This is a genomic window from Streptomyces sp. NPDC056600, assembly GCF_042792855.1.
Lineage (GTDB): Bacteria > Actinomycetota > Actinomycetes > Streptomycetales > Streptomycetaceae > Streptomyces.
Genome location: NZ_JBHTVQ010000009.1, coordinates 110254 through 129382, shown reverse-complemented (window position 1 = coordinate 129382; position 19129 = coordinate 110254). Strand labels below are relative to the sequence as shown.

Sequence of the window (19129 nt, the reverse complement as noted above, 5' to 3'; positions counted from 1 at the left end):
GCGTGCGGACCGCGGCCCCGGGCAAGCACGGCGTGCGGACCGCGGCCCCCGGCACGCCGGCGACCGCGTCGACGATGAGGAGCAGCCAGTGAGCGTCGTACCCGCCGAGACGCGGCCGGGCACGGTACCGGCGCCCGCCGCGGCCCCGCAGCCGACGGGTGCCGCCCCCATGGCGTGCGCCGAGCTCGGGCCCCGGACCCGGCTGTGGCCGGCCCTCGACGCCGTCTACCGGGCCCAGCTCTCCCGGGCCCGGGTCGCGCGGATCCCCCTGCTGTTCGTGGCCACGTTCCAGTCCGTCGGCATCATGATCCTGATGCGCGGCGTGGTGGACGGCGGCGACGAGGCGCGGGCCGTGGTCGCCGGCTCCTCCGTGCTGGTCGTCGCCTTCGTGGCGCTCAACCTGCTCTCCCAGTACTTCGGCCAGCTGCGGGCCGGCGGCGGGCTCGACCACTACGCCACCCTGCCCGTGCCGCCCGCCGCGGTGGTGCTGGGCGCGGCCGCCGCGTACGCCTCCTTCACCGTGCCGGGGACCGTGGTCACGGCCGTCTTCGGGTGCCTGCTCTTCGGCCTGCCGCTCACCCACCTGTGGGTGCTGGCCGCCGTGGTGCCGCTGGCTGGGGCCGCCCTCGCCGGGCTCGGCGCGGCCTGCGGGCTGCTCGCGCCCCGGCCCGAGCTGGCCACCCTGCTGGGGCAGCTCGGCATGTCCGCGGCGCTGCTGCTGGGCGTGCTGCCCGCCTCCCGGATGCCGCAGGCGGTCGCCCTGGCCCGGGACCTGCTGCCCTCCACCTACGCGGTCGAGGCGTTCACCCGCTCCTTCGGCGCGCGGCCGGACTGGGCCCTCGTGCTGGGCGACCTCGCCGTCTGCGCCGTCGTCGGCGTCATCTCGCTGGCCGTGGCCACCTGGGCCTACCGCAGGGCCGCCGTCCGGTGACGCGCCGTCCGGCCCGGCCTGGCACGATGTCAGGGTGACCGCACCTCTGACTCCTCCTCCGCACCCGCAGTCCTCCTCCCAGGACGGCACCGCCCAGGACGGCACCGCCGACGGCGCCACGGTGTACGGCGGCTCCCCGGCGCCCGGCGGGTCGCAGGCCGCCGAGCGGCACGGCGAGGGCGCCACGGCCGGCGAGCCGGCCGGCGGCTCCCACCGGTACGCGCCGCGCTCCGCCGTGCGGGCGTACCTGGAGGACGGCCCCGGCCTGCGCACCGAGCTGCGCCAGGCCGCGCTGGTGCTGTGCGCGCTCACCGCGGCCGGACTGCTGCTGGGGCTGCTCTGGGTCTGGCTGGCGCCGCGGGTGCCGCTGGTGGGCGAGGTGTCCGACGGCCGGTGGGTGGCCTTCCTCGCGGACATCGAGGGCGAGCAGGCGGTCGGGGCGGACGGAACGTTCACCCTGCTGGCCGCCGGGTTCGGACTGCTCAGCGCGGTGCCGGTGTTCCTCCTCGCGCGGCGCGGCGGCGTGCCGGTGGTCGTGGGGCTCTGCCTCGGCGGGCTGCTCGGGTCGCTGGTGGCCTGGCAGACCGGCATGTCACTCGGTCCCACGAGCGACGTGGCGGCGCACGCCCGCCAGGTGGGCGAGGGCGTCCGGTTCGACGCGCCGCTGGAACTCCACGCGATCAGCGCGCTGGCCGCCTGGCCGGTGGTCGCCCTGCTGACCCACCTGACCCTCACGGCGCTCCTCGTACCGCGCGAGGACGAGGAGCCCGGCGGCGACCTGCGGGACGACGGCGACGACCCGGCGCCGACGGTCAGCCTCCAGAAGTAGTTCCCGGTCCCTACGCCCGCCCGATCGGGGCGAGTACCGCGGCGGTCAGGGTGGCCAGGTCCTTCGGGGACAGCTCGACCTCCAGGCCGCGCCGGCCGGCGGAGACGCAGATCGTCCCGTGGCCCTCGGCGGAGGCGTCCAGCACCGTCCGCAGCCGCTTGCGCTGGCCCAGCGGCGAGATGCCGCCCCGGACGTACCCCGTGGTGCGCTCGGCCAGCGTGGGGTCGGCCATCGCCGCCCGCTTGCCGCCCACCGCGGAGGCCAGGGCCTTCAGGTCCAGCGACCCGGCCACCGGCACCACGGCCACCACCAGGGAGCCGTCCACGTCCGCGACCAGGGTCTTGAACACCCGCTCCGGCGACACGCCCATCGCCTCGGCGGCCTCCTCGCCGTACGAGGGGTGCGCGGGGTCGTGCTCGTAGGCGTGCACGGTGAACGCCACGCCGGCCTCGGTCAGCGCGACCGTGGCGGGCGTGCCGCCGGACTGCTGCTTCTTCGACTTCTTCGCCATCTTCCCGTCCTGTGCGGCTCCACCGGCCCGGTGCAGGGCCGGGACGCGTCCCCGCGCAGCGTAGTGCCGGGTGCGAAGGGCGCGGCGGCGCCGTCCGCGGTGCGGGCCGCGCGCACCGACCGGCCTCCGGGGGCGCCGGGCCGCGCGCCCCGGCCTCCGGGTCAGTTCCTCCGGGTCAGTTGAGGCTGGTGGGGGTGCGGGTCAGGTCGCCGGCCGGGAGGGAGGGCAGGCTGCGGATGATCGAGGCCTCCCGGCGCAGCAGCCGCAGCTCGTCCCGCAGCCGCGATGCCGTGTCGGGGGTCTGCAGCAGCCGCTGCTTGGTCGGCGTGTCCAGCACCATCGCCGCGGCGACCAGGTACGACACCACCGACGGTTCGTCCGGCAGCTCGGCCGACGAGGTCAGCGACCGCTCGCTCGCCCCCGCCAGCCGCTTCTGGTACTGCCGGAAGGAGCGCAGCACCCCCTCGGCGAGCGTCCCCGCGCCGTCCCCCTCCTCCTCCGGCAGCTCCTCCAGCTCGCCCGTCAGGTACGGCCCCGAGGCGTCCACCGAGAGAAGCCTGGCCCGCTTCGTGCCGGTGGCCAGCACCTCGTAGGTGCCGTCGGCGCGCTCGCGGATGGTGGCCACGTCGGCCACGCAGACCACCGAGTGGAAGGAGTTGCCCGGCTCCGGGGCGAAACCGGCGGCCGGGCCCCGCTCCAGCGGCGTGGTCGGGTCGGGCATGCCGGGAGCGCTGGGCGCCACCTCGTGGCCGTCCCGGATGGCGACCACGGCGAACCGGCGCGGCGCCTCCTCCGGCACCTGGAGCAGGTCGCGCATCATGGCGCGATACCGCTCCTCGAAGACGTTCAGGGGAAGCACGAGCCCGGGGAACAGGACCATGTTCAGGGGAAACAGCGGCAGCCGCAGGGTGGTCACGGCGCAAAAGCCTAATGCGCGCGGCGGCCGGACCCCGCGCCGCGGTCGGCCGCCCGCCGCGCCGGACCCCGCGTGGGGCGCCGGAGGGTCACCGCGGCGCCGGTCCGGCCGGCCGCCGTGGAGCCCCACCCGGCTGCCGGACCGGCCTCAGAGCCGGCCCAGCAGACGGGTGAACCCGGCGGCCACCGCCGTGGCCATCACCCAGCCGAGCAGGATCAGCACGGCGGCCAGCCACTGCCAGACGCCCCGCAGGTGCCAGGCGGTGGCGTGCCCGAGGTCGATCACCGGCAGCAGCAGGTCCAGCGAGAACAGCGCCGGACTCCACTCCGGGTGCTCCTCCGCCCGGGCCGGCGTCGGCTCGGAGCGGGAGAACAGCAGGGTGCTGGCCGCCCAGAGCACCGCCAGCCAGGTCGCCGCCCGGGCCGGGCGGTAGCCGTAGGCGACCGCGATGTCCTGGAGGTAGCCCCACAGCTTCGCCGCCGGGGGGAGGGTCTCCCGGCGGCGCCGGTGCTTGGCCAGCAGCACCTCGCGGGCGTCCTCGTCCTCGCCGCCGCCGCGCAGCACGGCCGCCAGCAGCTCGTAGGGCTCCGGGCTGTACTCGGGGGTCGCCGCGACCAGCCACTCCAGGCGCTGCTCCAGGGTGAAGGGGCCCTGGGGCACCAGGTTCTCGTAACAGAACCCGCCCATGTGCAGGCGGCCCGGCCCCGGCCAGCTCTCCGCCCGGTCCACCAGGTTCACCACCCGCGCCCCGGACAGCACCACCCGGCCCCGCCGCGGCCGCACCGGCAGGAACCGCAGCTCCGGCGTCTGCACGCGGCGCAGCGACAGCTCCTGCTCGCCCGTCAGGGTGAACCGGGCCGCCCGCAGGTCCACCGAGTCGCCGAAGCGCCCGTCGTCCAGCCGGACCCCGCCCAGGCAGTCGAACGGCTGGACCCGGATCCCGCGTGCCGGGGTGTTCCCGCCGAGCTGGGCGGAGCCGACCCCGGCGGGCGTCAGGTACAGGGCGCGGCCCACCGTCAGCTGGGGAGCGTTGAGCGCGAGCCGCGCGTAGGGGTTGGCCAGGCGCGCGCCGCGCAGGCTCAGCGAGGCGCCCACCTCCGCCGAACGCAACCCCAGCTCGCCGTGCGATTCCAGCAGGTCCGCCTGCAGGTCCTGGCCGACCTTCATGCCGTCCGCGGACACCGAGCGCCCGTGCCGGTCGTGCCGCACCACCGCCTGGCTGAGCAGCAGGTCGGTGCCGATGCGGGCGTCGGAGAGCCGGATGCCGCGGGCGAAGCGGCACCGCGGCAGGTGCAGGTCGCCCTCGGTGTGCAGGCGGGCGGCCTCCAGGCGGGGGATCGCGCAGTTCTCCAGCCGCACGGTGGTGAACTTGGCCTCCGGGAGCAGGATCTCGTCGTCGAAGCGGCAGTCCGCCATCTCCACGTAGGGCTCGACCGTGCCGCCCGCCAGGTCCAGGGACCCGGTGACCCGCACCCCGACCAGCTTCAGCGCGGCCACCCGGCCGGCCAGGGCGGGCGGGCCGTCCAGCAGCAGCCAGCAGACGACGCGGGCACGGACGGTGCGCTCGGGGCCCCACGGGTGACGGCCGTGCGGGTCGTCCACGGCCAGGTCGCCGTGGCGCAGGTCGTAGACGCTGCCGTCGCGGAACGCCAGCCACATCCCCGACTCCGCCGCCGTCAGGTCGCGCGGCGGGCCGGGCTCACGGATTCCGTCGGGAACGACGGGGCCACCCTCGGTCACGGCACTCACTCCCTCCTCCCGGTGCCCCCTGGTCGTACAGCGGTCATGCCCGAACGTGACCGCACGGACACCTTGCGTAACGGTGATCTTTTGTCCGCCCCGGCGGGCGGCGGCCGTATCAGCGGTTGATACGTGACGTCGTTCCACCTTTCGGGTCTGAGAGAATTGGAGCCGTGATCTCCCGAATCGATCTGCGCGGCGACGCCCTCCCCGAGGGCCCCGCCCTGCGCAGCCTGCTGCCCCGAGCCGACTTCGACGTGTCCGCCGCCCTCGAGAAGGTGCGGCCGATCTGCGAGGACGTGCATCATCGTGGCGACGCGGCACTGATCGACTTCGCCGAGAAGTTCGACGGCGTGCGCCTGGAGTCCGTGCGCGTCCCGGCCGCCGCGCTCGCCGAGGCGCTGGAGGGCCTGGACCCGGAGATCCGTGCCGCCCTCGAGGAGTCGATCCGGCGCGTCCGCACGGTCCACCGCGCCCAGCGCCGCACCAACCACACCACCCAGGTCGCCCCCGGCGGCACGGTCACCGAGAAGTGGGTGCCGGTCCAGCGGGTCGGCCTGTACGCGCCCGGCGGCCGCTCGGTGTACCCGTCCTCGGTGATCATGGACGCGGTGCCGGCCCAGGAGGCGGGCGTCGAGTCGATCGCGCTGGCCTCCCCGGCGCAGAAGCCCGCTTTTGACGGTGATCCCGCCGGCGGCCTGCCGCACCCCACGATCCTCGCCGCCTGCGCCCTGCTGGGCGTCGACGAGGTCTACGCGGCCGGCGGCGCCACCGCCGTCGCGATGTTCGCGTACGGCACCGAGTCCTGCCCGCCCGCCGACATGGTCACCGGCCCCGGCAACATCTGGGTCGCCGCCGCCAAGCGGTACTTCACCGGGAAGATCGGCATCGACGCCGAGGCCGGCCCGACCGAGATCGCGATCCTCGCCGACGACACCGCCGACCCGGTCCACGTCGCCGCCGACCTGATCAGCCAGGCCGAGCACGACCCGCTGGCCGGCGCGGTGCTGGTCACCGACTCCGAGGCGCTGGCCGAGGCGGTGGAGCGCGAGCTGAAGCCGCAGGTCGAGGCGAGCAAGCACACCGCCGAGCGGATCGCCCCCGCGCTGGCCGGCCGCCAGTCGGCGATCGTCCTGGTCGACGGCATCGAGGACGGCCTGAAGGTGGTCGACGCCTACGGCGCCGAGCACCTGGAGGTCATGACCGCCGACGCCGCCGCGCTCGCCGACCGCGTGAAGAACGCCGGCGCGATCTTCGTCGGCCCCTGGTCCCCGGTCTCGCTGGGCGACTACGCGGCCGGCTCCAACCACGTGCTGCCCACCGGCGGCTGCGCCTGCCACTCCTCGGGCCTGTCCGTGCAGTCCTTCCTGCGCGGCATCCACATCGTCGACTACAGCCGCGACGCGCTGGCCGACGTGGCGCACACCGTCATCACCCTCGCCGAGGCCGAGGACCTCCCGGCCCACGGCGCGGCGATCAAGGCGCGGTTCGCCGGAGGCGAGCCGAAGACGTGGGGCGAGTGGAAGGTACCCGGGGGCAAGTGAGCGACGTGAGCGAGATCCGCATCGACGACCTGCCCGTACGCGAGGAGCTGCGCGGCAAGTCCCCGTACGGCGCGCCGCAGCTCGACGTGCCGGTGCGCCTGAACACCAACGAGAACCCCTACCCGCTGCCCGACGCGCTGGTCGAGCGCATCGCCGAGCGGGTCCGCGAGGCCGCGCGCCACCTCAACCGCTACCCGGACCGGGACGCGGTCGAGCTGCGCACCCGGCTCGCCGCCTACCTCAACGACACGGCCCTGACGGACACCGCGGGTCACCCGGTCGGCACGGAGAACGTCTGGGCCGCCAACGGCTCCAACGAGGTCCTCCAGCAGCTGCTGCAGACCTTCGGCGGGCCCGGCCGCACCGCGATCGGCTTCGAGCCCTCGTACTCGATGCACGCCCTGATCGCCCGCGGCACCGGCACCGGCTGGATCTCCGGCCCCCGCAACGACGACTTCACCATCGACGTCCCCGCGGCCGAGAAGGCGATCGCCGAGCACCGGCCGGACGTCGTGTTCGTCACGACGCCCAACAACCCCACCGGCAACGCCGTGCCGGCCGAGGCGGTGCTCGCCCTGTACGAGGCCGCGCAGGCCGCCAAGCCGTCGATCGTCGTGGTCGACGAGGCCTACGTGGAGTTCAGCCACGGCAGTTCGCTGCTGCCGCTGCTGGAGGGGCGTCCGCACCTGGTGATCTCCCGGACCATGTCCAAGGCGTTCGGCGCCGCGGGTCTGCGCCTGGGCTACTTCGCCGCCCACCCCGCCGTGGTGGACGCCGTCCAGCTGGTCCGGCTGCCGTACCACCTGTCGGCCGTCACCCAGGCCACGGCGCTCGCCGCCCTGGAACACACCGACACCCTGCTCGGCTACGTCGAGCAGCTGAAGAAGGAGCGCGACCGCCTGGTCGCCGAACTCCGCGGACTCGGTTACGAGGTGACCGACTCCGACGCCAACTTCGTCCAGTTCGGCCGGTTCGAGGACGCGCACGCCACCTGGCGGCGCATCCTCGACCACGGCGTGCTGGTGCGGGACAACGGCGTGCCCGGGTGGCTGCGGGTGACCGCGGGCACGCCCGCCGAGAACGACGCCTTCCTGGCGGCGGTACGCACGCTGGCGGAGGAAGACGTGAAGAAGCAGAACGAGGAGCAGAACTCATGAACCGCGTCGGGCGCGTCGAGCGCACCACCAAGGAGACCAAGGTCCTGGTCGAGATCGACCTCGACGGGACGGGACGCACCGACATCTCCACCGGCGTCGGCTTCTACGACCACATGCTGGACCAGCTCGGCCGCCACGGTCTGTTCGACCTGACCGTGCGCACCGAGGGCGACCTGCACATCGACTCGCACCACACCATCGAGGACACCGCCCTCGCCATCGGCGCCGCCTTCAAGCAGGCGCTCGGCGACAAGGTCGGCATCTACCGGTTCGGCAACTGCACCGTGCCGCTGGACGAGTCCCTCGCCCAGGTCACCGTCGACCTCTCCGGCCGCCCCTACCTGGTGCACACCGAGCCGGAGAACATGGCACCGATGATCGGCTCCTACGACACCACGATGACCCGGCACATCCTGGAGTCCTTCGTCGCCCAGGCCCAGATCGCCCTGCACGTCCACGTGCCGTACGGGCGCAACGCCCACCACATCGTGGAGTGCCAGTTCAAGGCGCTGGCCCGCGCCCTGCGCTACGCCTCCGAGCGCGACCCGCGCGCCGAGGGCATCCTGCCGTCCACGAAGGGCGCGCTGTAGCAGCGATGAACGGACTCTCCACCGCGCTGATCCTCCTCGGCCTCTTCCTGCTCGGAGGAGTGATCTCCTTCGCCAAGCAGAAGATGCCGACGAGCCTGATCGCCGTCCTCTCCATCGGCGCCGCCATCAGCATCATCGCCGGCGTCCTGTACTGGAAGTAGGAGCATGAGCAGCCCCAAGAAGATCGTCGTCTTCGACTACGGGTTCGGCAACGTCCGCTCCGCCGAGCGGGCGCTCGCCCGCACCGGCGCCGACGTCGAGATCACCCGCGACTACGACACCGCGATGAACGCCGACGGCCTGCTGGTCCCCGGCGTCGGCGCGTTCGCCGCCTGCATGCAGGGCCTGAAGGAGGCCCGCGGCGACTGGATCGTCGGCCGCCGGCGCGCCGGCGGCCGCCCGGTCATGGGCATCTGCGTCGGCATGCAGATCCTCTTCGCCCGCGGCATCGAGCACGGCGTGGAGGCCGAGGGCCTCGACGAGTGGCCCGGCACCGTCGAGCCGCTCCAGGCCGACATCGTCCCCCACATGGGCTGGAACACCGTCCAGGCCCCCGAGGACACCGAGCTGTTCGCCGGGCTCGGCCCGGACGAGCGGTTCTACTTCGTGCACTCCTACGCCGTCCACGACTGGGCGCTCGAGTCGCACAACCCGTCCATCGCCGCGCCCAAGGTCACCTGGTCCACCCACGGCGAGCCGTTCGTCGCCGCCGTGGAGAACGGTGCGCTGTGGGCCACCCAGTTCCACCCCGAGAAGTCCGGCGACGCCGGAGCGCAGCTGCTGACCAACTGGATCGGAACCCTCTAGACATGGCAGACACCGCCAAGCTTGAACTGCTCCCCGCCGTCGACGTGCGCGACGGCCAGGCCGTCCGCCTCGTCCACGGCGAGTCCGGCACCGAGACCTCCTACGGCTCCCCGCTGGAGGCCGCCCTCGCCTGGCAGTCGGCCGGCGCCGAGTGGCTGCACCTGGTCGACCTGGACGCCGCGTTCGGCACCGGTGACAACCGAGGGCTGATCTCCGAGGTCGCGCGGGCGATGGACATCAAGGTGGAGCTCTCCGGCGGCATCCGCGACGACGACTCGCTCGCCGCCGCGCTCGCCACCGGCGCCACCCGCGTCAACATCGGCACCGCCGCGCTGGAGGACCCCGAGTGGGTCGCCAAGATCATCGCGGAGCACGGCGACAAGATCGCCGTCGGCCTCGACGTACGCGGCACCACCCTGCGCGGCCGCGGCTGGACCCGCGACGGCGGCGACCTCTACGAGACGCTGGCCCGCCTGGACTCCGAGGGCTGCGCCCGCTACGTCGTCACCGACATCGCCAAGGACGGCACCCTGCAGGGCCCCAACCTGCAGCTGCTGAGGGACGTCTGCGCCCGCACCGACCGGCCGGTCGTCGCCTCCGGCGGGGTCTCCTCGCTGGACGACCTCCGCGCCATCGCCGAGCTGGTCCCGCTCGGCGTCGAGGGGTCCATCGTCGGCAAGGCGCTGTACGCCAAGGCGTTCACCCTGGAAGAGGCCCTGGAGGCTGTGTCCCGATGACCGAGGCCGTGCGGCGCGCGCAGAGTCCGGAACCCACCCCCTGGGAGGAGGAGATCGGCTTCGCGCGCGCCGTCGCGGCGGGCGACCGCGTGCTGGTGGGCGGCACCACCGCCTTCCGGGGCGGCGTCCTCGCGGGCGAGGGCGACCCCTACGAGCAGGCGCGGGCCGCGATCGGCAACGCCCTGCGGGCGATCGAGGAGTTCGGGCTGGGCCCCGACTCCGTGATCCGCACGCGGCTGTACCTCACCCACCGCCGCGACGTCGACGCGGTGGGCCGCGCCCACCAGGAGGTCTTCGGCGCGGTACGGCCGGTGACGACGCTGGTGGTCGTCGAGGGGTTCGTCGACCCGCGGATCCTGGTCGAGGTCGAGCTCGAGGCGTACCACGCGGGCTGAGCCTTCTTCTTTTCTTCGTTTTTCTTCGTGTGAGGAGCCGTGAATTCCCATGACCCTGGCGGTCCGAGTCATCCCCTGCCTGGACGTCGACAACGGCCGGGTCGTCAAGGGCGTCAACTTCCAGAACCTGCGCGACGCCGGTGACCCGGTGGAGATGGCGAAGGTGTACGACGCCGAGGGCGCCGACGAGTTGACCTTCCTCGACATCACCGCCTCCTCCGGCGACCGGGAGACCACCTACGACGTGGTGCGGCGCACGGCGGAGCAGGTGTTCATCCCGCTCACCGTGGGCGGCGGCGTGCGTACGGCCGACGACGTGGACAAGCTGCTGCGGGCCGGCGCCGACAAGGTGGGCGTCAACACCGCGGCCATCGCGCGGCCCGAACTGATCCGGGAGATCGCCGAGCGCTTCGGGCGGCAGGTGCTGGTGCTGTCGGTCGACGCGCGGCGCACCGACAGCGGGTCCTTCGAGGTCACCACGCACGGCGGGCGGCGGGGTACCGGCATCGACGCGGTCGAGTGGGCGCACCGGGCGGCGGAGCTGGGAGCGGGGGAGATCCTGCTCAACTCCATGGACGCGGACGGCACGAAGGACGGCTACGACCTGGAGATGATCACCGCGGTGCGCAAGCACGTGACGGTGCCGGTCATCGCCTCCGGCGGGGCGGGGCGGCTGGAGCACTTCGCCCCCGCGGTGGGCGCGGGGGCGGACGCGGTGCTCGCCGCCTCCGTCTTCCACTTCGGCGACCTGCGCATCGGCGAGGTCAAGTCCGCCCTCGCGGAGGCCGGCCACCCCGTCCGCTGAACCCCGGCCCCGCGCGTGCCGTTCCCCGCCGAGGGGCGGCACGCGCCGGGCGCGGCGTCAGATCCCGAGCGGGGTGGTGTGGGCCTTGGCGACGGCGTCCGGGTCGCCGTCGAGGACGACGTCGGCCACCTTCTGGCGGCCGAAGGCGAAGAGCAGCAGCTCCGACGGCTCCCCGGTGACCGTCACCACCGGCGCCCCCCGGTTCGCGACCGCCGTCCGCCCGTCGGGCCTCCGCAGCACCAGACCCACCGGCGCGCGCCGCCCCAGCAGCCGCGCCATCCGCTCCAGCCGGCTCCACAGCGCGTCCTGGAACACCGGATCGAGCTCCCGCGGCGTCCAGCCCTCCGCCGCCCGGCGCACGTCCTCGGTGTGGACGTAGAACTCCACCGTGTTGGACGCCTCGTCCACCTGCTTCAGGGAGAACGGCGACATCCGCGGCGGCCCGGTGCGGATCAGCTGGATCAGTTCCTCGTACGGCTTCGCGGCGAACTCCGCCCGCACCCGCTCCAGGCGGTCGGCCAGCGCCTTGATCAGTATGCCGCCCGCCGCGTCGGCGCGGCGCTCGCGCACCACCACGTGCGCGGCCAGGTCGCGGGCCGTCCACTCCCCGCACAGCGTGGGGGCCTGGGGCCCCGCCGTCTCCAACAGGTCGGCCAGAAGCAGCCGTTCACGCTTGGCAAACGTCGACATGCCCCCACCCTACGGCGGCCGGCCCCCGCCGCACAGGACGCGTCGGCGCGTCCGGCCCGCGTTCCCGCCCGCGTCCGGTCCCTGTCCGGCCCCCGGACGCCGTGCCCGGACCGCCGGCCGGTCGCGGCAGAATGGACCCATGAGCAGCAGCGCCACCCCCGCAGCCCCCACCGGTCTCGACCCCGCCGTCGCCGCCCGGCTCAAGCGCACCCCCGACGGGCTGGTCCCCGCCGTCGCCCAGCAGTACGACACCGGCGAGGTGCTGATGCTCGGCTGGATGGACGACGAGGCGCTGCACCGCACCCTCACCACCGGCCGCTGCACCTACTGGTCGCGCAGCCGTCAGGAGTACTGGGTCAAGGGCGACACCTCCGGCCACGTCCAGCACGTCAAGTCGGTCTCCCTCGACTGCGACGGCGACACCCTGCTCGTCCGCGTCGACCAGACCGGCGCCGCCTGCCACACCGGCGACCGCACCTGCTTCGACGCCGACGTGCTGCTCAAGGAGGAAGACACGCAGGCGGGAGCCGCCGCGGATCAGTAGGGTCCACGGCCATGGACCTCGAGACGTTCCGCACCCTCGCCGCCGGCCGGCGGGTCATCCCCGTCACCCGCAAGCTGCTCGCCGACGGCGACACCCCGCTCGCGCTCTACCGCAAACTCGCCGCCGAGCGCTCCGGCACCTTCCTGCTGGAGTCCGCCGAGAACGGCCGCTCCTGGTCCCGCTACTCCTTCGTCGGCGTCCGCAGCGCCGCCACCCTCACCGAACGCGGCGGCCAGGCCCACTGGCTCGGCACGCCGCCCGTCGGCGTCCCCGCCGAGGGCGACCCGCTGGCCGCGCTGCGCGCCACCGTGGAGACCCTGCACACCCCCCGCCAGGACGGGCTTCCGCCGTTCACCGGCGGCATGGTCGGCTACCTCGGCTACGACATCGTGCGCCGCCTGGAGAAGATCGGCCCCGGCGAACGCGACGACCTGAAGCTGCCCGAGCTGACCATGCTGCTCACCAGCGACCTGGCCGTCCTCGACCACTGGGACGGCACCGTCCTGCTGATCGCCAACGCCATCAACCACAACGACCTCGACACCGGCGTCGACGAGGCCCACGCCGACGCCGTCGCCCGCCTGGACGCCATGGAGGCCGACCTCGCCCGCCCGCTGGCCCAGCCGCCGGTCGCGCTGCCCGACGCCGCGCTTCCCGAGTACACCGCGCTGTGGGGCGGCGTCGAGTACCAGAAGGCCGTCGAGGACATCAAGGAACGCATCCGGGCCGGCGACGCCTTCCAGGTCGTCCCCTCCCAGCGCTTCGAGACCCCCTGCACGGCGAGCGCCCTGGACGTCTACCGGGTGCTGCGCGCCACCAACCCGTCGCCCTACATGTACCTCTTCCGGTTCGAGGGCTTCGACGTCGTCGGCTCCAGCCCCGAGGCGCTGGTCAAGGTGGAGGACGGCCGCGCCGTGGTGCACCCCATCGCCGGCACCCGCCACCGCGGCGCCACCCCGCAGGAGGACCAGGCGCTCGCCGACGAGCTGATGGCCGACCCCAAGGAGCGCGCCGAGCACCTGATGCTGGTCGACCTCGGGCGCAACGACCTCGGCCGGGTCTGCGAGCCCGGCTCCGTCGAGGTCGTCGACTTCATGTCGATCGAGCGGTACTCGCACGTGATGCACATCGTCTCCACCGTCACCGGCCGCGTCGCCCCGGGCCGCACCGCCTTCGACGTGCTCACCGCCTGCTTCCCGGCCGGCACCCTGTCCGGCGCGCCCAAGCCCAGCGCCCTGCGGATCATCGACGAGCTGGAGCCTTCACGGCGCGGCCTGTACGGCGGCGCGGTGGGCTACCTGGACTTCGCCGGGGACTCCGACACCGCCATCGCCATCCGCACCGCGCTGCTGCGCGAGGGCACCGCCTACGTGCAGGCCGGCGCGGGAGTGGTCGCCGACTCCGACCCGGTGGCCGAGGACACCGAGTGCCGCAACAAGGCCGCGGCCGTGCTGCGCGCCGTCCACAGCGCCAACCGGCTGGGGGCCGGCCGGACCGGCGCGTGAGGTGATGTCGCTCTCACCTGGCCCCCGGGCGGCCCACGGGGGGCATACGGGCGGGCCCGGCGGGGCCATAGTGGAGGGGTGACCTCCAGTGCTGACTCCCGCCCCGAAACCGCCGCGTCCGCCCGCCCGGGCCGCCGCAGTCTCGCCGTCGCCCTGTTCAGCGGGGCCGTCGGCGCGGCCGTGGCGCTGCTCTCCAGCCGGCAGCCCTGGGCCGAGGGCGCCGCGGAGGTGGCCGGCGGCGACTTCCCGCTGACCGCCACCGGCAGCGACGTCACCGGCGCGCCCGCCGCTCTCGCGATAGTGGGGCTGGCGGCGATGGTCGCCGTCTTCGCCGTCCGCCGCGCCGGCCGTGTCCTGGTCGCCGCGCTGCTCGCCCTGTGCGGCGCGGGCACCGTCGCGGCGGCCCTGCTCGGCGCCTCCGGCCGCTCCGCGCTCGAGGACAAGGCCGCCCAGGTCTCCGGCGACGCCACCGCCGCCGTCACCGGGCTGACCCACACCTCCTGGCCGTACGTCGCCGCGGCCGGCGGCGTGCTCATCCTGATCGCCGGGCTGCTCGCGCTGTGGCGCGGCAGCAGCTGGCCGGGCATGTCGTCCCGCTACGAGCGCGGCGCCGGCGTTCCGCGCCCCCGGCGCGCGGCCGGCGCGGCCCCGTCCCAGGCGCCCGCCGACCCCGAGCGTCCGGAGGACCTCTGGAAGGCCCTCGACCGCGGCGAGGACCCCACCGGGGCCTGAACGCGCCCACCCCGGGACGCGCCCCGCGGTACGGGTGGGGAAGAATGTGACGTGAGCGTCCCGCTCACCACACGTACACGCGTCAACGAGGAGCAAGTCATGGCGGGCAGCAACCACGGTCACACCCCGGCCGCCTGGACCGGCGTCATCATCGCCTTCGTCGGGTTCTGCGTAGCATCCGTCTTCATCGTGATGGCGCAGCCGGTCGGTTTCTGGGTCGGCATCGGTCTCACGCTGCTCGGCGCGGTCGTCGGCGGCCTGATGCGCCGTGCCGGCCTCGGCCAGGCGGAGCACGTGCACCCGGTGCACCAGGTCGCCGAGAACGCCTGAGCCGCGCCGGGCGAGGCAGCGCCCCGTCGACGTCGCGACACCGCCGATCAGGGGCGGTCCGGACCTCCGGACCGCCCCTGACGCGTTCCCGCGCCGCGCGGCGCGCCGGTGCGGGGCACAATGCCCGGGTGACCACCGGCACCCCGCGCCCCCTCGCCCAGCAGCCGTCCGGCGACCCGCCGCCCGCGCCGGGGGCGGCCCCCGCCACGAAGCCGCCCACCGCGCCGCCGCCGTCCGCCGCCGCGCCGCCGTCCGCCACGAAGTCGCCTGCCGCGGAGTCGCCCGCCGCCGTGCCGCCGGTCGCCGCCCAGCCGGCCGCCAAGGAGTCGCCGGCAGCCGCCGCGCCGCCGCCTGCCACGAAGCCGCCCACCGCCCCGCCGCTGGTCGCCGCCACGCCGCCGGTCGTCGCCGGACCCGGCGACACGCCGACGGCCGCGGACGCGGCGCCCGCGCACCCCGCGCCCGCCGGGACCGCCGGGGACGCGGCGGGGGGAGTCCCCGGGACGGGAGCTGTGCGGGGGCCCGCCACGCCCTCCGGGCCCCTGTGGCGGCGGACGGCCCCTCCGGTGGCCGTGCTCGGCGTGGTCGTCGGGGCCTTCGCGTACGTGCGGGCCGTGGACCCGAACCGGCCCGGGCACTACCCGGCCTGTCCGCTGCTCGCCCTCACCGGCGTGTACTGCCCCGGCTGCGGCGGCCTGCGCAGCGCCCACGCCTTCGCCCACGGCGACCTGGTCGCGGCGCTGCACGCCAACGCCCCGGCCGTCGTCGGCTACCTGCTGTTCGCGGTGGCCTGGAGCGTGTGGGCGGCGCGCACCGCCAGGGGGCTGCCGACACGGGTCACGGCGCGGCCGGCGCACCTGTGGGCCCTCGGGACCGTGCTCGCCGTGTTCACCCTCGTGCGCAATCTGCCGTTCGGCGGATGGCTGCACCCATGAGGGTGGGTCCGCACACCTGATGCCCCTGGGCGGGAAACGTCCAGGTAGTGGGACCGGCCGCCGCCTGATGCGGGACGCGGGGCGCCTGGCGGATACCATCGCAAGTGACCATCGGTATCGAACGGAACCGACCACCGTCACGGAAGGGGGCCGCTCGCGTGAGTGTGCTCGACGAGATCATCGAGGGCGTGCGGGCCGACCTCGCGGAGCGGCAGGCGCGCGTCGGCCTCGACGAGCTCAAGGAGCGCGCGGCCAAGGCCCCCACCGCCAAGGACGGCGCCGCCGCGCTGCGCGGCGACGGCGTCAAGGTCATCTGCGAGGTCAAGCGGTCCAGCCCCTCCAAGGGCGCGCTGGCCGCCATCGCCGACCCGGCCGCGCTCGCCGCCGACTACGAGGCGGGCGGCGCCGCGGTCATCTCGGTGCTGACCGAGAAGCACCGGTTCGGCGGATCGCTGGCCGACCTCGAGGCGGTCCGGGCCCGGGTGGACATCCCCGTGCTCCGCAAGGACTTCATCGTCTCCTCCTACCAGCTCTGGGAGGCGCGGGCCTACGGCGCCGACCTGGCGCTGCTGATCGTCGCCGCCCTGGAGCAGGACGCCCTGGAGTCGCTGATCGAGCGGGCCGAGTCCATCGGGCTCACCGCGCTGGTCGAGGCGCACGACGAGGACGAGGTCGAGCGCGCGCTGGACGCCGGCGCCAAGGTCGTCGGCGTCAACGCCCGCAACCTCAAGACCCTCGAGGTGGACCGCTCCACCATCGAGCGGGTACTGCCGGAGATCCCGCCGCACATCGTGAAGGTCGCCGAGTCCGGCGTCCGCGGGCCGCACGACCTGATCGCCTACGCCAACGCCGGCGCCGACGCCGTACTGGTCGGCGAGTCGCTGGTGATCGGCAAGGACCCCAGAACCGCGGTCGCGGACCTGGTGGCGGCGGGCGAGCACCCGGCCATCCGGCACGGGCGCGCCTGAGGGAGCCCCGCATGACCACCGCCGTGCAGCCGTCGACCGAGGACCGTGCGTCCGAGGGCGCGTGCCGTCAGGCCCGCGCCCCGGAGCCGGGCCCGGCCGCGTGCTGCACGGCGTCGTGCTCCTGCTGCCCGGCCAGCCCGGGCGAGGGGCGCTTCGCGCGGCTGGCCCGCGGCTGCAAGCCGCGCGGCTGCAGGGCACCGGCCCGGCGCGTCCACGGCCGGCGGGTCCGGTACGTCATCGGGGACGAACCCGGACAGGTGAACGGGATGCGATGGCGCGGGGGAAGGCCCCGACGTCCGTCCGGCATCATCCGTGATCACCTGTGAGGTAATCCTTCGCATGTCCAGTCAGTTCTTCGTGCCCGATCCCGAGGGCACCGTTCCCACCGCCGCCGGCTACTTCGGCGACTTCGGCGGCAAGTTCATCCCGGAGGCGCTGGTCGCCGCCGTCGACGAGGTCGCCGTCGAGTACGACAAGGCCAAGGCCGACCCCGAGTTCGCCCGCGAGCTCGACGACCTGCTGGCCCACTACACCGGCCGTCCCAGCGCGCTGACCGAGGTGCCCCGCTTCGCCGAGCACGCGGGCGGCGCGCGGATCTTCCTCAAGCGCGAGGACCTCAACCACACCGGCTCGCACAAGATCAACAACGTGCTGGGCCAGGCCCTGCTGACCCGGCGCATGGGCAAGCCCCGGGTCATCGCCGAGACCGGCGCCGGCCAGCACGGCGTCGCCACCGCGACCGCCTGCGCCCTGTTCGGCCTCGACTGCACCATCTACATGGGCGAGATCGACACGCAGCGCCAGGCGCTCAACGTCGCCCGGATGCGGATGCTGGGCGCCGAGGTGGTCGCCGTGAAGTCCGGCAGCCGCACCCTCAAGGACGCCATCAACGAGGCGTTCCGCGACTGGGTCGCCAACGTCGACCGCACGCACTACCTGTTCGGCACGGTCGCGGGCCCCCACCCCTTCCCGGCGATGGTTCGCGACTTCCACCGCGTCATCGGCGTCGAGGCCAGGCGGCAGCTGCTGGAGACCGCCGGGCGCCTGCCCGACGCCGCCGTCGCCTGCGTCGGCGGCGGCTCCAACGCCATCGGCCTCTTCCACGCCTTCATCCCCGACGATGGCGTCCGCCTGGTCGGCTGCGAGCCGGCCGGCCACGGCCTGGAGACCGGCGAGCACGCCGCCACCCTCACCGCCGGCGAGCCCGGAGTGCTGCACGGCTCCCGCTCCTACGTCCTGCAGGACGAGGAGGGGCAGATCACCGAGCCGTACTCCATCTCCGCCGGTCTGGACTACCCGGGCATCGGTCCCGAGCACGCGTACCTCAAGGACAGCGGCCGCGGCGAGTACCGGGCGGTCACCGACGACGCCGCCATGCAGGCGCTGCGCCTGCTGTCGCGCACCGAGGGCATCATCCCGGCGATCGAGTCGGCGCACGCCCTGGCCGGCGCGCTCGAGGTCGGCCGCGAGCTGGGCCCCGACGGCCTGATCGTGGTCAACCTGTCCGGCCGCGGCGACAAGGACATGGACACCGCCGCCCGCTACTTCGGGCTGTACGACACCGACGCGGAGGTCGCCGCGGACGAGGCCGGCGACGGCGCGGAGATCGAGGGGGACGCCAAGTGACCGGCAACCGACAGCTGCTGAGCGACACCCTCGCCGCCGCGAAGGCCGAGGGCCGCTCCGCGCTCATCGCCTACCTCCCGGCCGGCTTCCCGACCGTGGACGGCGGCATCGACGCGATCAAGGCCGTCTTCGAGGGCGGCGCCGACGTCGTCGAGGTGGGCCTGCCGCACAGCGACCCGGTCCTGGACGGCCCGGTCATCCAGACCGCCGACGACATCGCGCTGCGCGGCGGCGTGAAGATCGCCGGCGTGATGCGCACCGTCCGCGAGGCGCACCAGGCCACCGGGAAGCCGGTGCTGGTGATGACCTACTGGAACCCGATCGACCGCTACGGCGTCGAGCGGTTCACCGCCGAGCTCGCCGAGGCCGGCGGCGCGGGCTGCATCCTGCCCGACCTGCCGGTGCAGGAGTCCGCGCTGTGGCGCGAGCACGCGGAGAAGCACGACCTGGCCACCGTCTTCGTCGTCGCCCCGTCCAGCAAGGACGCGCGGCTGAAGGAGATCACCGCGGCCGGCAGCGGCTTCGTCTACGCGGCCTCGCTGATGGGCGTCACCGGCACCCGCGCGTCCGTCGGCGCGCAGGCCCAGGACCTGGTCCGGCGCACCCGCGCGGCCAGGTCCGACCTGCCGGTCTGCGTGGGCCTCGGCGTCTCCAACCGCGCCCAGGCCGCCGAGGTGGCGGGCTTCGCCGACGGCGTGATCGTCGGCTCCGCGTTCGTCCAGCGGATGCTCGACACCGCCGACGACGCCGACGCCCGGCTGAAGGCCGTGCGGGAACTCGCCGCCGACCTCGCGGAGGGCGTGCGCGGGCGGGCGTAGCCCCCGCTGTCAGCGGCAG

At 74.5% G+C, this 19129-nt stretch carries 22 protein-coding genes; 18 read left to right on the top strand and 4 right to left on the bottom strand.

Going from position 1 to position 19129, the window contains the following annotated elements; genetic code table 11:
* Positions 1 to 88 precede the first annotated feature (88 nt).
* Positions 89 to 931 carry an ABC transporter permease gene (locus ACFRAV_RS07695; protein ID WP_351114311.1) on the top strand — a complete coding sequence of 281 codons (843 nt, stop codon included), beginning with the start codon at positions 89 to 91 and terminating at the stop codon, positions 929 to 931.
* A gap of 34 nt (positions 932 to 965) precedes the next feature.
* A complete protein-coding gene (locus ACFRAV_RS07690; protein WP_382552492.1) occupies positions 966 to 1760 on the top strand; it encodes an AAA family ATPase in 795 nt (264 codons plus the stop codon).
* A 10-nt stretch (positions 1761 to 1770) separates the two neighbouring features.
* Here the strand turns inward: ACFRAV_RS07690 and ybaK are convergent, their stop codons facing one another.
* From ybaK to ACFRAV_RS07675, 3 genes are all read right to left on the bottom strand, one after another.
* Positions 1771 to 2271, bottom strand: coding sequence for a Cys-tRNA(Pro) deacylase (ybaK, locus tag ACFRAV_RS07685; RefSeq protein ID WP_382552490.1), 501 nt, complete (start codon positions 2269 to 2271; stop codon positions 1771 to 1773).
* Positions 2272 to 2446: 175 nt separating this feature from the next.
* Positions 2447 to 3187: an LON peptidase substrate-binding domain-containing protein gene (locus ACFRAV_RS07680; protein ID WP_382552488.1), complete on the bottom strand. Its 741-nt coding sequence runs from the start codon at positions 3185 to 3187 to the stop codon at positions 2447 to 2449.
* A 147-nt stretch (positions 3188 to 3334) separates the two neighbouring features.
* A complete protein-coding gene (locus ACFRAV_RS07675) occupies positions 3335 to 4927 on the bottom strand; it encodes an oxidoreductase (protein ID WP_382552487.1) in 1593 nt (530 codons plus the stop codon).
* Between the two features lie 173 nt (positions 4928 to 5100).
* On the opposite strand from ACFRAV_RS07675, the gene hisD reads away from it, so the two are divergent.
* Genes hisD through hisF form a run of 8 tightly spaced genes read left to right on the top strand, consistent with a single transcriptional unit; the run spans position 5101 to position 10962 of the window.
* Positions 5101 to 6471 (top strand): histidinol dehydrogenase, encoded by a 1371-nt coding sequence (gene hisD, locus ACFRAV_RS07670; protein WP_382552485.1) that lies wholly within the window; start codon positions 5101 to 5103, stop codon positions 6469 to 6471.
* Between the two features lie 5 nt (positions 6472 to 6476).
* Positions 6477 to 7628: a histidinol-phosphate transaminase gene (locus ACFRAV_RS07665; protein ID WP_382552525.1), complete on the top strand. Its 1152-nt coding sequence runs from the start codon at positions 6477 to 6479 to the stop codon at positions 7626 to 7628.
* A complete protein-coding gene (gene hisB / locus ACFRAV_RS07660; RefSeq protein WP_382552483.1) occupies positions 7625 to 8218 on the top strand; it encodes an imidazoleglycerol-phosphate dehydratase HisB in 594 nt (197 codons plus the stop codon). The genes ACFRAV_RS07665 and hisB overlap by 4 nt, the downstream gene beginning before the upstream one ends.
* A gap of 5 nt (positions 8219 to 8223) precedes the next feature.
* On the top strand, positions 8224 to 8379 hold the full coding sequence (locus ACFRAV_RS07655; protein ID WP_351114302.1) for a hypothetical protein: 156 nt from the start codon (positions 8224 to 8226) through the stop codon (positions 8377 to 8379).
* Positions 8380 to 8383: 4 nt separating this feature from the next.
* Positions 8384 to 9025: an imidazole glycerol phosphate synthase subunit HisH gene (gene hisH / locus ACFRAV_RS07650; RefSeq protein WP_382552481.1), complete on the top strand. Its 642-nt coding sequence runs from the start codon at positions 8384 to 8386 to the stop codon at positions 9023 to 9025.
* 2 nt (positions 9026 to 9027) lie between these two features.
* Positions 9028 to 9762: a bifunctional 1-(5-phosphoribosyl)-5-((5-phosphoribosylamino)methylideneamino)imidazole-4-carboxamide isomerase/phosphoribosylanthranilate isomerase PriA gene (gene priA / locus ACFRAV_RS07645; protein ID WP_382552479.1), complete on the top strand. Its 735-nt coding sequence runs from the start codon at positions 9028 to 9030 to the stop codon at positions 9760 to 9762.
* Positions 9759 to 10157: a RidA family protein gene (locus tag ACFRAV_RS07640; protein WP_382552477.1), complete on the top strand. Its 399-nt coding sequence runs from the start codon at positions 9759 to 9761 to the stop codon at positions 10155 to 10157. Before priA ends, ACFRAV_RS07640 begins: the two co-directional genes overlap by 4 nt.
* A gap of 49 nt (positions 10158 to 10206) precedes the next feature.
* Positions 10207 to 10962: an imidazole glycerol phosphate synthase subunit HisF gene (hisF, locus tag ACFRAV_RS07635; protein WP_351114297.1), complete on the top strand. Its 756-nt coding sequence runs from the start codon at positions 10207 to 10209 to the stop codon at positions 10960 to 10962.
* 57 nt (positions 10963 to 11019) lie between these two features.
* Here the strand turns inward: hisF and ACFRAV_RS07630 are convergent, their stop codons facing one another.
* Positions 11020 to 11652: a TIGR03085 family metal-binding protein gene (locus ACFRAV_RS07630; protein WP_382552475.1), complete on the bottom strand. Its 633-nt coding sequence runs from the start codon at positions 11650 to 11652 to the stop codon at positions 11020 to 11022.
* Between the two features lie 139 nt (positions 11653 to 11791).
* On the opposite strand from ACFRAV_RS07630, the gene hisI reads away from it, so the two are divergent.
* The 8 genes from hisI (at position 11792) to trpA (ending at position 19110) form a co-directional block, all read left to right on the top strand.
* Entirely contained in the window at positions 11792 to 12196 is a 405-nt protein-coding gene (gene hisI, locus ACFRAV_RS07625; RefSeq protein WP_382552474.1) for a phosphoribosyl-AMP cyclohydrolase, read from the top strand.
* Between the two features lie 11 nt (positions 12197 to 12207).
* Positions 12208 to 13701, top strand: a complete 1494-nt coding sequence (locus ACFRAV_RS07620; protein WP_382552473.1) for an anthranilate synthase component I — start codon at positions 12208 to 12210, stop codon at positions 13699 to 13701.
* 78 nt (positions 13702 to 13779) lie between these two features.
* A complete protein-coding gene (locus ACFRAV_RS07615; RefSeq protein WP_382552472.1) occupies positions 13780 to 14433 on the top strand; it encodes a TIGR02234 family membrane protein in 654 nt (217 codons plus the stop codon).
* A 99-nt stretch (positions 14434 to 14532) separates the two neighbouring features.
* Positions 14533 to 14763, top strand: coding sequence for an HGxxPAAW family protein (locus tag ACFRAV_RS07610; protein WP_351114291.1), 231 nt, complete (start codon positions 14533 to 14535; stop codon positions 14761 to 14763).
* A gap of 512 nt (positions 14764 to 15275) precedes the next feature.
* A complete protein-coding gene (locus tag ACFRAV_RS07605) occupies positions 15276 to 15698 on the top strand; it encodes a DUF2752 domain-containing protein (RefSeq protein WP_382552524.1) in 423 nt (140 codons plus the stop codon).
* A 158-nt stretch (positions 15699 to 15856) separates the two neighbouring features.
* The gene (trpC, locus tag ACFRAV_RS07600) at positions 15857 to 16666 is read left to right on the top strand and encodes an indole-3-glycerol phosphate synthase TrpC (protein ID WP_351114290.1); all 810 of its coding nucleotides are present in this window, start codon (positions 15857 to 15859) and stop codon (positions 16664 to 16666) included.
* Between the two features lie 339 nt (positions 16667 to 17005).
* Positions 17006 to 18292 carry a tryptophan synthase subunit beta gene (gene trpB / locus ACFRAV_RS07595; RefSeq protein ID WP_382552471.1) on the top strand — a complete coding sequence of 429 codons (1287 nt, stop codon included), beginning with the start codon at positions 17006 to 17008 and terminating at the stop codon, positions 18290 to 18292.
* Positions 18289 to 19110, top strand: coding sequence for a tryptophan synthase subunit alpha (gene trpA / locus ACFRAV_RS07590; protein ID WP_382552470.1), 822 nt, complete (start codon positions 18289 to 18291; stop codon positions 19108 to 19110). Before trpB ends, trpA begins: the two co-directional genes overlap by 4 nt.
* The last annotated feature ends 19 nt before the right edge of the window (positions 19111 to 19129 follow it).

Bases quoted from the DNA above. Each gene is read 5' to 3' on its own strand.
- hisH (WP_382552481.1), top strand. From the start codon at position 8,384: ATGAGCAGCCCCAAGAAGATCGTCGTCTTCGACTACGGGTTCGGCAAC.
- hisI (WP_382552474.1), top strand. From the start codon at position 11,792: ATGAGCAGCAGCGCCACCCCCGCAGCCCCCACCGGTCTCGACCCCGCC.
- priA (WP_382552479.1), top strand. From the start codon at position 9,028: ATGGCAGACACCGCCAAGCTTGAACTGCTCCCCGCCGTCGACGTGCGC.
- hisB (WP_382552483.1), top strand. From the start codon at position 7,625: ATGAACCGCGTCGGGCGCGTCGAGCGCACCACCAAGGAGACCAAGGTC.
- ACFRAV_RS07620 (WP_382552473.1), top strand. From the start codon at position 12,208: ATGGACCTCGAGACGTTCCGCACCCTCGCCGCCGGCCGGCGGGTCATC.
- ACFRAV_RS07630 (WP_382552475.1), bottom strand. From the start codon at position 11,652: ATGTCGACGTTTGCCAAGCGTGAACGGCTGCTTCTGGCCGACCTGTTG.
- ACFRAV_RS07640 (WP_382552477.1), top strand. From the start codon at position 9,759: ATGACCGAGGCCGTGCGGCGCGCGCAGAGTCCGGAACCCACCCCCTGG.
- ACFRAV_RS07655 (WP_351114302.1), top strand. From the start codon at position 8,224: ATGAACGGACTCTCCACCGCGCTGATCCTCCTCGGCCTCTTCCTGCTC.
- trpB (WP_382552471.1), top strand. From the start codon at position 17,006: ATGTCCAGTCAGTTCTTCGTGCCCGATCCCGAGGGCACCGTTCCCACC.
- ACFRAV_RS07610 (WP_351114291.1), top strand. From the start codon at position 14,533: ATGGCGGGCAGCAACCACGGTCACACCCCGGCCGCCTGGACCGGCGTC.
- ybaK (WP_382552490.1), bottom strand. From the start codon at position 2,271: ATGGCGAAGAAGTCGAAGAAGCAGCAGTCCGGCGGCACGCCCGCCACG.
- hisF (WP_351114297.1), top strand. From the start codon at position 10,207: ATGACCCTGGCGGTCCGAGTCATCCCCTGCCTGGACGTCGACAACGGC.